This window comes from Dickeya sp. ws52 (assembly GCF_007210685.1).
Taxonomy (GTDB): Bacteria; Pseudomonadota; Gammaproteobacteria; order Enterobacterales; family Enterobacteriaceae; genus Dickeya; species Dickeya chrysanthemi.
Genome location: NZ_SZVX01000001.1, coordinates 238,229 through 250,311, shown reverse-complemented (window position 1 = coordinate 250,311; position 12,083 = coordinate 238,229). Strand labels below are relative to the sequence as shown.

The 12,083-nt window shown below is 56.7% G+C and carries 9 protein-coding genes; 8 read left to right on the top strand and 1 reads right to left on the bottom strand.

Going from position 1 to position 12,083, the window contains the following annotated elements; all coding sequences use genetic code 11:
• Nucleotides 1–37 precede the first annotated feature (37 nt).
• From FDP13_RS01125 to FDP13_RS01110, 4 genes are all read left to right on the top strand, one after another.
• A complete protein-coding gene (locus FDP13_RS01125; protein WP_012770014.1) occupies nucleotides 38–220 on the top strand; it encodes a Trm112 family protein in 183 nt (60 codons plus the stop codon).
• Nucleotides 217–969, top strand: coding sequence for a 3-deoxy-manno-octulosonate cytidylyltransferase (gene kdsB, locus FDP13_RS01120; RefSeq protein ID WP_033575644.1), 753 nt, complete (start codon nucleotides 217–219; stop codon nucleotides 967–969). The genes FDP13_RS01125 and kdsB overlap by 4 nt, the downstream gene beginning before the upstream one ends.
• A gap of 284 nt (nucleotides 970–1,253) precedes the next feature.
• Nucleotides 1,254–2,573, top strand: coding sequence for a pectate lyase PelN (pelN, locus tag FDP13_RS01115; protein WP_012770012.1), 1,320 nt, complete (start codon nucleotides 1,254–1,256; stop codon nucleotides 2,571–2,573).
• A gap of 305 nt (nucleotides 2,574–2,878) precedes the next feature.
• Entirely contained in the window at nucleotides 2,879–3,775 is an 897-nt protein-coding gene (locus FDP13_RS01110; RefSeq protein ID WP_143838385.1) for a YcbJ family phosphotransferase, read from the top strand.
• A 40-nt stretch (nucleotides 3,776–3,815) separates the two neighbouring features.
• Here FDP13_RS01110 and elyC read toward each other — a convergent pair whose 3' ends face one another.
• A complete protein-coding gene (elyC, locus tag FDP13_RS01105; protein ID WP_012770010.1) occupies nucleotides 3,816–4,592 on the bottom strand; it encodes an envelope biogenesis factor ElyC in 777 nt (258 codons plus the stop codon).
• A gap of 152 nt (nucleotides 4,593–4,744) precedes the next feature.
• Between elyC and cmoM the strand changes: the two genes are divergently transcribed.
• From cmoM to mukB, 4 genes are read left to right on the top strand one after another with little or no spacing between them, the layout of a single operon-like run.
• Nucleotides 4,745–5,548 (top strand): tRNA uridine 5-oxyacetic acid(34) methyltransferase CmoM, encoded by an 804-nt coding sequence (gene cmoM / locus FDP13_RS01100; protein WP_143838262.1) that lies wholly within the window; start codon nucleotides 4,745–4,747, stop codon nucleotides 5,546–5,548.
• The gene (mukF, locus tag FDP13_RS01095; protein ID WP_012770008.1) at nucleotides 5,545–6,867 is read left to right on the top strand and encodes a chromosome partition protein MukF; all 1,323 of its coding nucleotides are present in this window, start codon (nucleotides 5,545–5,547) and stop codon (nucleotides 6,865–6,867) included. The genes cmoM and mukF overlap by 4 nt, the downstream gene beginning before the upstream one ends.
• Nucleotides 6,848–7,582 (top strand): chromosome partition protein MukE, encoded by a 735-nt coding sequence (mukE, locus tag FDP13_RS01090; RefSeq protein WP_033575647.1) that lies wholly within the window; start codon nucleotides 6,848–6,850, stop codon nucleotides 7,580–7,582. The genes mukF and mukE overlap by 20 nt, the downstream gene beginning before the upstream one ends.
• A complete protein-coding gene (gene mukB, locus FDP13_RS01085; RefSeq protein ID WP_143838260.1) occupies nucleotides 7,579–12,015 on the top strand; it encodes a chromosome partition protein MukB in 4,437 nt (1,478 codons plus the stop codon). Before mukE ends, mukB begins: the two co-directional genes overlap by 4 nt.
• Nucleotides 12,016–12,083 lie beyond the last annotated feature (68 nt).

The following is a 12,083-nucleotide window of genomic DNA, read 5'->3' as shown; positions in this document are numbered from 1 at the left end:
GGCTCTTTTTGATAATCGCTTCTTGATGGGAGGAAGCATGGATCATCGTTTGCTTGAAATCGTGGCGTGTCCGGTGTGTAACGGGCGGTTGATTTTTGACAAAGAAAAACAGGAGTTGATTTGCAAAGTCGACGGGTTGGCTTACCCGGTGCGTGATGGCATTCCTGTCCTGTTGGAACATGAAGCCCGTACACTGGCACCGGATGAGATCGCACAATGACGTTTACTGCAATTATTCCTGCTCGCTATGCTTCGACCCGGTTACCGGGTAAGCCGCTGGCGGATATTCACGGCAAACCGATGGTGATACACGTGATGGAACGCGCCCGCGAATCCGGTGCCGGTCGCGTAGTCGTGGCGACCGATAACGCCGATGTCGCACGTGCCGTCGAGCAGGCGGGGGGCGAAGTCTGTTTGACCAGCCCAAACCATAATTCCGGTACCGAGCGTCTGGCAGAAGTCATCGATCGTTACGGTTTTACCGATGATGAAATCATCGTCAACGTACAAGGCGATGAGCCGTTGATCCCGCCGGTGATCATTCGCCAGGTGGCGGAGAATCTGGCTGGCAGCCGTGCCGGTATGGCGACGCTGGCAGTACCGATCACGACATGTGAGGAAGCGTTTAACCCGAATGCAGTGAAAGTGGTAACGGACGCCGAAGGTTATGCGCTTTATTTCTCTCGTGCGACTATTCCGTGGGAGCGTGACCGTTTCGCCGAATCCCGAGACAGCATTGGCGACCATTTCCTGCGGCATATCGGTATTTATGCCTACCGTGCCGGATTTATTCGGCGCTATGTCGGTTGGGCGCCCAGCCAATTGGAGAAAATCGAGATGCTGGAGCAACTGCGTGTGCTTTGGTATGGCGAGAAAATTCATGTGGCGGTAGCTAAAGAAGTCCCCAGTGTCGGGGTGGATACGCCAGAAGATCTGGCTCGCGTCAGGGCAGCGATGACAGCAAACTGACGGCGGACATTATTCATTTTCTTATGAGCGTATGTGCTGCAGGCGCATACGCTTTTTTTATCCTGCGTATTATCGTTATTATTATAATCAACGAATCTTTAATAACATATCGCTATTGTTATTTCGCATTTTAATAAATGAATGCGTTGGAATAATAAAATCAGTGTTACAGATGCATAAACGTTAACCATGACTTATTATTAGGCGGCATTTACGCCATGGCAATAAATGCATTGATTTGGCAAAGAATGCATTGATTTTTTACTTAAGGATGGAGTAACAACATGAACGTGAATAAAAAATTTCTACCCGCAATAATTGGATGTGTACTTGCTGGGACGGCAGCACAGAGTCTGGCTGCTGAATACTATTTGGCGCCGAATGGCAGCGACTCCGCCAACGGCAGCAAAAGCGCTCCCTGGAAATCCTTCGCCCGCGCGCAGCAAACTCTCTCCCCCGGTGATCGCCTGTGGGTCCGTGGCGGCACCTATACCTTTACCGCCGGGCTAAATAGTTGTGCCAGTCAGACGGACGTCGTGAACGCGATTACGTTGAATAAGAGCGGTACTTCCGGCAATCGTATCGAGTACGTCGCTTATACCGGCGAAAAGCCAGTGTTTGATTTCAGTCAGATGAAAGATGACTGCCGCGTTAAAGGATTTAACGTCGTTGCAGACTGGGTAACCGTCAGAGGGCTGGAAATCAAAGGGGTGCCGCAAAATAACAACAAGAACCATGAATCCTGGGGCGTATGGATCAAGGGCAGTAACAATCGGTTCGAGCAACTCGATATTCACCATATCATGGGCACAGGGCTGTTTTTACAGAATGGCGCCGGCAACGTTGTTCTCAATACCGATTCACACCATAACTATGATCCGCTGACTTCCAACGGCGCCGGTCAGAGCGGCGACGGTTTTGGGGCGCATATCGCCGCCAATATGCCGGGTAACGTTTTCAGCGGTTGCCGCGCCTGGTCCAACTCGGATGACGGTTTTGACCTGATCAATGCCTATTCCGCGGTAACGATTGAGAACTCCTGGGCCTGGTCTCACGGTTATCTGCCTGGGACGACGACGTCGCTGGCGGCAGGCAACGGTAATGGTTTCAAAGCCGGTGGCTACGGCGCTAAATACGTGAGCAACGCACCGAAGCATATCGTGCGCAACTCGGTGGCGTTCCTGAATAAAGCCGCGGGTTTCTATGCCAACCATCACCCTGTCGCCAATGACTTCTTTAACAATACGTCGTTCAGTAATGCCGTCAATTACAGTATGCGAGGCATCGACGCAAACGGTAATGCTGTCGCGCTGGGCACCCTGCGCAACAACATCTCTTTCGCCGCGAAGTCGCAGTCGTTGACGTATACCGACGGCGCTAACATGCGTTACAACTCCTGGAATTTCAGCAATGCGCTCTCAAATGCTGAGTTCCAAAGCGTATCGACCACGGGCTGGGATGCGGCACGTCAAGCCGACGGCAGCCTGCCGGTGCTGAAACATCTGCGTCTGGCGTCAGACAGCTGGATGATTGATAAAGGCGGTGACGTCAAGATCGCCTATAAAGGCGCCGCGCCGGATCTCGGGGCGTTTGAGCTGAAATAAGCGGCGAGACGGCGAGCCCTCTGAGGCAATACTCAGTGATGCGATGCCGTTAGCGCTGTTACCTATACCTATTTATTACCTATGCCCGCTATTGCGGGCATTTTTGTTGTCAGCTTTAAACCACCTCCTCGGGAGGTGGTGATTGTTGTAGTCGCGTGTTTGTCTCCCCGTGCGGAATTCCGCTGGTCGTTAACCGTTTCTACCGGCATATATCCCGTTTTCTTTGATCTGCATTGAAGAAATTGTTGTGGGCTGCTCGCATGATACGTGCAGATGCGTATCTGCAACTGCGAGATCTGTTGCCTATGGAACAATTAAAAGCTGAGTTAAGTACGGTATTGGGTGAATCGCTCAGTCGTCTTGAACGTATCAGTGAACAGCCCTATGCGCACTTGTATGCGTTGTATGATCACGCGGGCAATGCTATGCCATTGCTGGCGAAAAGTTATATTTGTCAGGGTGTTGCCAGCCAGGAAGCCTATAAGCTGAGCATGTTGTCTCGTGAAGGCGAAGTCCGGCTACCGACCGTATACGGGATGGTGATGACCCACCAGGTGCCGTATAAGGAGCTGTTGCTCATTGAGCGTTTGCGTGGCGTATCGGTAGAGGCGCCGTCCCGTTCGCCTCAACGTTGGGCGTTGCTGATGGATCAGATTGTCGAAAGTATGCTGGCCTGGCACCGTATCGACAGTCACGGTTGCGTCGGTACGGTGGACAGCACACAGGATAACAGCTGGCCGAATTGGTATCGTCAGCGTCTGGAGGTGCTCTGGGCTACGCTGATGAATGTCAATGCGACGCAACTGACACCGCAGGATCGCACGGTGCTGTACCGTTCCCGGCAGAGTTTGCCGGTGCTGTTTGCCGATTTCGACGACAGTTGCGTATTGGTACACGGCAATCTGACCTTACGCAGTATGCTGAAAGACCCCCGCAGCGACCAACTGCTGGCGATGATCAATCCCGGCATGATGTTGTGGGCGCCGCGAGAATACGATCTGTTTCGTTTGTGCGAAGAGCCGGGTATGCCGGAACAGCTGTTTTACCATTATCTGAAACAGGCGCCGTTGGCCGAATCTTTCGTTTGCCGCCGCTGGCTGTACATTCTGTGGGCGGCGGTTTCTCGTTACATCCACACCGGCCAGTTGGATCGCCCCTTGTTTGACACCGCAACCCGCGAACTGCTGCCCTGGCTTGAGTAATCAGCCATACGGGCGATCGCCGATCGCCCGTATGCAGGTGTCAGGATTCCGGCGGGGTGACGCCTTTCATTTGTTGCCAAATCAAACCGAGCCCTTCATACCAGGCTCGCTCGCTGTGCGACAGGTAAAGTGCGGATGGAAATACCCGTTCCCATGGATTCAGCGGCGAGGTCATCGCTAACTGATTGGCAGGAGCCGGAATCGGGTGCAGGCCGCGCGCCTGGAAAAAGCGAATCGCGCGCGGCAGGTGGCTGGCCGAGGTCACCAGCAGGAACGGCTGTTTGCCGATCAGCGCTTCCGTACCCGCCGCTTCTTCTTCGGTATCGCGGGCCTGATCCACCAGCAGGATATCCTGTGCCGGAACCCCTAAACTCTCGGCGACGCGTGCAGAAGTGCTGGCGCTGGTAACGGGATTGCTCCGTGCGGCGGCACCGGTGAAGATAAGCTTAGCGCCGGGGTTTGCGCGCCATAGCCGGATGCCTTCGGTGACGCGGGCGAGGCTGTTATTGATCAAATTAGCGCTGGGGGGCCAGTCCGGATTGAAGGTATATCCGCCCCCCAGCACCACGATATAATTCACTTTTGGGAACTCCGGCGTCCAGGTTGGGTAATGGGATTCCAGCGGCAACAGCAGCTTATCGGCCACGGGTTGCAGGCTCAGTAACAGCAGGGCCAGCCATCCTCCCGTCAATAAGGCCCGGGCAGTTTTTTGCCAGCGGGAAAACCATAACAAGGCGAGGGCCAGGCCCATGACCAGCATCAACAACGGCAGCGGCAATAACAGGCTGCCGATGTATTTTTTGACGGCGAACAGCATAAAATAGCGTCCCTTTTGAATGAAAAAACGCCATACGGGCGAAATTCGGGTGTTCAGAGCATTTATTCTAGGCCAGCCTGTGACAGAATGGCAGGTTCAGAGAAAAACCAGCCGTTTAGGTCGTACCGTCACCCATCATGCAGAACCGTGAAATGCAGGATCGTAATTTTAACGATATCGCTGATAAATTTGCCCGCAACATTTATGGCACCACCAAGGGGCGGCTGCGTCAGGCGGTATTGTGGCAGGATTTGGAAACCCTGCTGACGCGCCTGCCGCCACGACCGCTGCGTATTCTGGATGCGGGCGGCGGCGAAGGGCCGATGTCGCGTCGGCTGGCGGCGTTGGGGCACCAGGTCTTGTTGTGCGATCTGTCCGATGAGATGATTGCGCGCGCCCGTGAGGCGGCATGTGAACAGGGCGTGGCTGATAACATGCAATTTGTACGCTGTGCGGCACAGGATATCGGCGAGCATCTGTCGCAACCGGTGGACCTGGTGCTGTTTCACGCCGTACTGGAGTGGGTGGCGCAGCCGCAGCAGGCGTTGCAGGCGTTGAGCGATTGTCTGGCGCCGGGCGGCGCGTTGTCGCTGATGTTCTACAACCATCAGGCGCTGGTGATGCGCAACATGGTGCTGGGCAATTTCGGTTATGTGGAAGCCGGTATGCCCAAACGTAAACGTCGTTCGCTGTCGCCGGATCACCCGCTGGACCCGCCGCAGGTTTATCAGTGGCTGGAGGCTCTGGGGCTGCAACTGAGCGGCAAGACCGGCATACGGGTATTTCATGACTACCTGCAAAACAAGCAACAACAGATCGACGATTTTGACCTGCTGCTGGCGCTGGAACAGCGTTATTGTCGGCAGGAGCCCTTTATCAGCCTGGGGCGTTACATTCATGTCATGGCGCACAAGCATGTTATGGCGCATAAGCCCCCTATGAAGGATGCATTATGAGTGATTTTTCCCAGACCGTACCCGAACTGGTTGCCTGGGCGAGAAAGAATGACTTCGCTATTACGCTGCCCACCGAGCGTCTGGCGTTTCTGCTGGCCATCGCCACCCTGAATGGCGAACGAATGGACGGCGAAATGAGCGAAGGGGAACTGGTGGATGCCTTTCGTCACGTCAGTAAAGGTTTTGAGCAGACCAACGAAACCATTCCGGTGCGCGCCAACAATGCGATCAACGATTTGGTGCGTCAACGTCTGATCAACCGTTTTACCAGCGAACTGGCGGACGGCAACGCAATTTACCGTTTGACGCCGCTGGGTATCGGCATTACCGATTATTACATTCGCCAGCGTGAGTTTTCCGCGCTGCGCTTGTCGATGCAGTTGTCGATCGTGGCGCAGGAATTGGGACGTGCGGCGGAGGCGGCGGAAGAAGGGGGCGATGAGTTCCACTGGCACCGCAACGTGTTTGCGCCGCTCAAGTATTCGGTGGCGGAAATTTTCGACAGTATTGACTTGTCGCAGCGGGTGATGGATGAGCAACAGCAGGGAGTGAAAGAAAGTATTGCCGGGTTGCTCAATCAGGACTGGCGTGCGGCGATCTCCAACTGTGAAAAACTGCTGACTGAAACCTCCGACACCCTGCGCGAACTACAGGATACGCTGGAAGCGGCGGGCGACAAACTGCAAACCAGCCTGCTGCGCATTCAGGATGCGACGCTCGGCCACGCAGAACTGGCGTTTGTCGATAATCTGGTTTTTGACCTGCAAGGTAAGCTTGACCGCATTATCAGTTGGGGCCAGCAGAGCATCGATCTGTGGATCGGCTATGACCGCCATGTACACAAATTTATCCGTACCGCCATCGACATGGATAAAAATCGCGTGTTTGCCCAGCGTTTGCGCCAGTCGGTTCAAAGCTATTTCGATGCGCCTTGGGCGCTGACTTACGCCAACGCCGATCGCCTGCTGGATATGCGTGATGAAGAGTTGGCGTTGCGCTCCGAGGAAGTCACCGGCGAGTTGCCGCCGGACCTGGAGTATGAAGCCTTCAGTGAAATTCGCGAGCAGATCGCCGCCCTGATCGAACAGGCGTTGCAGAAATACAAACAGCAACAAATACCGCTTAATCTGGGGGATGTCGTGCGGGAATACCTGAAACAGTACCCGCGCTCGCAGCATTTCGACGTTGCCCGAATCGTGGTCGACCAGGCGGTTCGCCTGGGCGTGGCCGAAGCTGATTTTACCGGATTGCCTGCGCTGTGGCAGGTAATCAATGATTACGGAGCCAAGGTGCAGGCCCATGTCATCGACAAATATTGATCAACAGGTTTCCGCGCGGCTGATGACCGCGCTGTCCAACACCTTGTTTCCGGCGCTGGACAGCCAGCTGCGCTCCGGCCGTCACATCGGCGTGGAAGAGCTGGAAAATCACGTTTTCCTGATGGATTTTCAGGATGAGCTGGAACAGTTCTACGGCCGTTACAACGTAGAATTAATTCGCGCGCCGGAAGGGTTTTTCTACCTGCGTCCGCGTTCTACCACATTGATCTCGCGTTCGGTGCTGTCCGAACTGGACATGATGGTGGGCAAAATTCTCTGTTACCTCTACCTCAGTCCCGAACGGTTGGCGCATGAAGGCATTTTCAGCCAGCAGGAGTTGTATGAGGAGTTGTTGAGTCTGGCGGATGAAAATAAGTTGCTGAAACTGGTGAACCAGCGTTCCACCGGTTCTGACCTTGACCGGCAGAAACTGCAGGAAAAAGTGCGTACGTCGCTTAACCGGTTACGTCGCCTCGGCATGATTTATTTCATGGGTGCCGACAGCAGTAAATTCCGCATTACCGAGGCGGTGTTCCGCTTTGGCGCCGATGTGCGCAGCGGCGACGACCCGCGCGAAGCGCAATTGCGGATGATTCGCGACGGCGAAGCCATGCCGATAGACGGCAGCCTGTCGCTGGACGATAGCGATGATGGCGACGGTGCCGGCGATAACGCTTCCGGTGATGAACAACGCGCTGAGGATGAACAGGAATGATTGAACGCGGTAAATTTCGCTCACTGACGCTGGTTAACTGGAACGGTTTCTTTGCCCGCACCTTTGATCTGGACGAACTGGTTACCACCCTGTCCGGGGGCAACGGCGCCGGGAAATCCACCACTATGGCGGCGTTTATCACCGCGCTGATCCCGGATTTGACATTACTGCACTTCCGTAACACCACGGAAGCCGGCGCCACCAGTGGTTCCCGCGATAAAGGGTTGCACGGTAAGCTGCGTGCCGGTGTGTGTTACTCGGTGCTGGATGTGGTCAACTCCCGTCACCAGCGTGTGCTGGTCGGGGTGCGTTTGCAGCAGGTCGCCGGGCGCGATCGCAAGGTCGACATTAAACCTTTCACTATTCAGGGATTGCCGGTCGCCGTCTCGCCGACGCAGATTCTCACCCAGACGGTGGGCGAGCGTCAGGCGCGCGTCCTGTCGTTGCAGGAAGTAAAAGACCGGCTCGACGAGTACGAAGGCGTTCAGTTCAAGCAGTTCAACTCCATTACCGATTACCATTCGTTGATGTTTGATCTGGGCGTCGTGCCCAGACGCCTGCGTTCGGCGTCGGACCGCAGTAAGTTTTATCGCCTGATCGAAGCCTCGCTGTACGGCGGGATTTCCAGCGCCATTACCCGGTCTCTGCGCGATTATTTGCTGCCGGAAAATAGCGGCGTGCGCAAAGCTTTCCAGGATATGGAAGCCGCACTGCGCGAAAACCGCATGACGCTGGAAGCGATCCGCGTTACCCAGTCCGACCGCGACCTGTTCAAGCATCTGATCTCCGAGGCCACCTCGTACGTGGCGGCGGATTACATGCGCCACGCCAATGAACGGCGTATACATCTCGACGGCGCGCTGGCGCTGCGTCGCGAGCTGTTTGCCAGCCGTAAGCAGTTGATTACCGAGCAAAACCGCCATGTGGAAATGGCGCGTGAACTGCAAGAGCAAAGCGGTGCCGAAAGCGATCTGGAAACCGATTATCAGGCCGCCAGCGATCACCTCAATCTGGTGCAGACCGCGATGCGCCAGCAGGAGAAGATCGAGCGTTACAACGCCGACCTGGAAGAGCTGAGCTATCGGCTGGAAGAGCAAAACGAGGTGGTGGAAGAGGCGCGCGATCAACTGGAAGAGAATGAAGCCCGCGCTGACGCCGCCGAGCAGGAAGTGGATGAACTGAAGAGCCAGTTGGCCGACTACCAGCAGGCGCTGGATGTGCAGCAGACGCGCGCTATTCAGTACAATCAGGCGCAGCAGGCGCTGGAGCGCGCCCGTAGCCTGTGTCAGGTGCCGGAGCTGACGCCGGACAACGCCGATGAATGGCTCGACAGTTTCCAGGCCAAAGAACAGGAAGCCACCGAACTGTTATTGATGCTGGAGCAGAAACTGAGCGTGGCGGATGCCGCCAACAGCCAGTTCGAGCACGCGTACCAGTTGGTGTGCCGTATCGCCGGCGCCGTCAGCCGCAGCGAAGCCTGGGACGTGGCCCGAGACCTGCTGCGCGATAGCTCTTCTCAGCGCTATCTGGCCGAGCAGGTGCAGCCGCTGCGTATGCGGTTGTCGGAGCTGGAACAACGCCGACGCGAGCAGCAGGATGCCGAGCGTTTATTGCAGGAATTCGTCAAACGCAGCGGTCAGGATTACCAGCCGGAAGATCTCGACGACCTGCAACAGGAACTGGAAGCCCGTATCGAAGACCTGTCCGTCCGTGTGTCGGAAGCCGGCGAGCACCGGCTGGCGCTGCGTCAGGAACTGGAGCAGATCCAACAGCGTATCGCGCAGTTGACCACCCGCGCGCCGGTATGGCTGGCGGCGCAGGAATCCCTGACTCAGTTGGGCGAGCAGAGCGGCGAACACTTTGTCGACAGCCAGCAAGTTACTGAATTCATGCAGCAGTTGCTGGAGCGCGAACGTGAAACCACGGTGGAGCGCGATAGCGTGGCGGTGCGCAAACAGCAGGTGGATGCGCAGATTGAACGCCTGAGCCAGCCGGGCGGCTCCGAAGACCCTAGGCTTAACGCGCTGGCCGAACGGTTTGGCGGGGTGCTGTTATCCGAAATCTATGACGACGTCACGCTGGATGACGCGCCGTACTTCTCCGCGTTATACGGCCCGGCGCGTCACGCCATCGTGGTGGCGGATCTGTCGCTGGTGCGTGAGCAACTGGCCGGTCTGGAGGATTGTCCGGAAGATCTCTACCTGATCGAAGGGGACCCGCAATCGTTCGACGATAGCGTGTTCGAAGTGGAAGAGCTGGAAAAAGCGGTGGTGGTGAAAATCGCCGATCGGCAGTGGCGCTATTCCCGCTTCCCGGAAGTGCCGCTGTTTGGCCGTGCCGCCCGCGAGCAGCGCCTGGAGAGTTTGCGCGAAGAGCGCGAGCAATTGGCCGAGCAGTACGCCACACTGTCGTTTGATGTACAGAAGATCCAGCGGTTGCATCAGGCATTCAGCCGCTTTATCGGCAGCCACTTAGCGGTGGCGTTTGACGCAGACCCGGAAGCGGAAATCCGCCAGATCGGTAGTCGGCGCGGCGAGCTGGAGCGCGCCATCAGTAATTTCGATAACGAAAATCAGCAGCAGCGCCAGCAGTACGAGCAAGCCAAAGAGCAGGTCGGCATGTTGAATCGCCTGATCCCGCGCATCAGCCTGCTGTGCGACGACGCGCTGGTCGATCGGGTGGAAGAGCTGCGCGAAGAGCTGGACGAAGCCGAAGACGCGGCGCGTTTTATACAGCAGCACGGCGCTTCGCTGGCGAAACTGGAACCGCTGGCGACGGTGTTACAGAACGACCCGCAACAGCATGAACAGATGCGCGAAGATTATGCCCAGGCGCAGGCGGCGCAACGCACGGCCAAACAGCAGGCGTTTGCCCTGACCGAAGTGGTACAGCGCCGCGCACATTTCAGTTATACCGACTCGGCGGGCATGTTGAACGCGAATGCCGATCTCAACGATAAACTGCGCCAGCGGCTGGAGCAGGCGGAGCAGGAGCGTACCCGCGCCCGCGAGCAGCTTCGCCAACAGCAGGCGCAACTGACCCAATACAGCCAGTTGCAGGCGTCGCTGAAGAGCTCTTACGACGCGAAACGCGACATGCTCAAGGAACTGACGCAAGAGCTGTCGGATATCGGCGTACGTGCCGACGCCGATGCCGAAGTGCGTGCCCGGGCGCGTCGTGATGAGCTACACGCTGCGTTGAGCGCCAACCGTTCCCGCCGCAATCAACTGGAAAAACAGATTACCTTCTGTGAAGCGGAAATGGACGGCCTGCAGAAAAAACTGCGTAAGCTGGAGCGTGATTACCACGTGATGCGCGAGCAGGTGGTGACCGCCAAAGCGGGTTGGTGCGCGGTGATGCGGCTGGTGAAAGATAACGGCGTCGAGCGTCGCTTGCATCGCCGTGAGCTGGCGTACATGAGCGGCGATGATCTGCGATCCATGTCGGATAAGGCGCTGGGGGCGTTGCGTCAGGCGGTGGCGGATAACGAACACCTGCGCGATGTGCTGCGTATGTCGGAAGATCCGAAACGGCCGGAGCGCAAAGTGCAGTTCTACATTGCGGTGTACCAGCATCTGCGTGAGCGTATCCGTCAGGATATCATCCGTACCGATGACCCGGTGGAAGCCATCGAACAGATGGAGATCGAACTGAACCGGCTGACCGAAGAGCTGACCGCCCGCGAGAAGACGCTGGCGATCAGTTCCCGCAGCGTGGCGAACATTATCCGCAAGACCATTCAGCGCGAGCAGAACCGCATTCGTATGCTCAACCAGGGGCTACAGGCGGTGGCGTTCGGTCAGGTGAAGAGTGTGCGGCTGAATGTCAATGTGCGCGAAACCCATACCACGCTGCTGAATGTGTTGTCGGAGCAGCAGGAACTGCATCAGGACCTGTTCAACAGCACTCGCCTGACCTTCTCCGAAGCGCTGGCGAAGCTGTATCAGCGCCTGAACCCGGAAATCGACATGGGGCAACGTACGCCGCAAACCATCGGTGAAGAGCTGCTGGATTACCGCAACTATCTGGAGATGGAAGTGGAAGTCAACCGTGGCGCCGACGGCTGGTTGCGCGCCGAGAGCGGGGCATTGTCCACCGGTGAAGCCATCGGGACCGGGATGTCGATTCTGGTGATGGTGGTGCAGAGCTGGGAAGAAGAGTCCCGTCGCTTGCGCGGCAAAGATATCTCGCCGTGCCGTCTGCTGTTCCTTGATGAAGCGGCGCGTCTGGATGCCAAGTCTATCGCTACCTTGTTCGAGCTGTGCGAACGGCTGGAAATGCAGTTGATTATCGCGGCGCCGGAGAACATCAGCCCGGAAAAAGGCACCACCTACAAGCTGGTGCGAAAAGTGTTCCAGAACCACGAGCATGTGCACGTGGTGGGGCTGCGCGGATTTGGCAGCGAAACGAAAGAGAACCTACCGACGGCGTAATCTCCTGGCGCCACTCTCTTCGGCATAATGCTCCTGTGCATAATAATGCGCCATACCGTCGGGTGTGG

Coding starts and splice junctions, on each gene's coding strand:
- kdsB (WP_033575644.1), top strand. CDS start 217: ATGACGTTTACTGCAATTATTCCTGCTCGCTATGCTTCGACCCGGTTA.
- mukE (WP_033575647.1), top strand. CDS start 6,848: ATGTCATCGACAAATATTGATCAACAGGTTTCCGCGCGGCTGATGACC.
- mukB (WP_143838260.1), top strand. CDS start 7,579: ATGATTGAACGCGGTAAATTTCGCTCACTGACGCTGGTTAACTGGAAC.
- elyC (WP_012770010.1), bottom strand. CDS start 4,592: ATGCTGTTCGCCGTCAAAAAATACATCGGCAGCCTGTTATTGCCGCTG.
- FDP13_RS01125 (WP_012770014.1), top strand. CDS start 38: ATGGATCATCGTTTGCTTGAAATCGTGGCGTGTCCGGTGTGTAACGGG.
- FDP13_RS01110 (WP_143838385.1), top strand. CDS start 2,879: ATGGAACAATTAAAAGCTGAGTTAAGTACGGTATTGGGTGAATCGCTC.
- mukF (WP_012770008.1), top strand. CDS start 5,545: ATGAGTGATTTTTCCCAGACCGTACCCGAACTGGTTGCCTGGGCGAGA.
- cmoM (WP_143838262.1), top strand. CDS start 4,745: ATGCAGGATCGTAATTTTAACGATATCGCTGATAAATTTGCCCGCAAC.
- pelN (WP_012770012.1), top strand. CDS start 1,254: ATGAACGTGAATAAAAAATTTCTACCCGCAATAATTGGATGTGTACTT.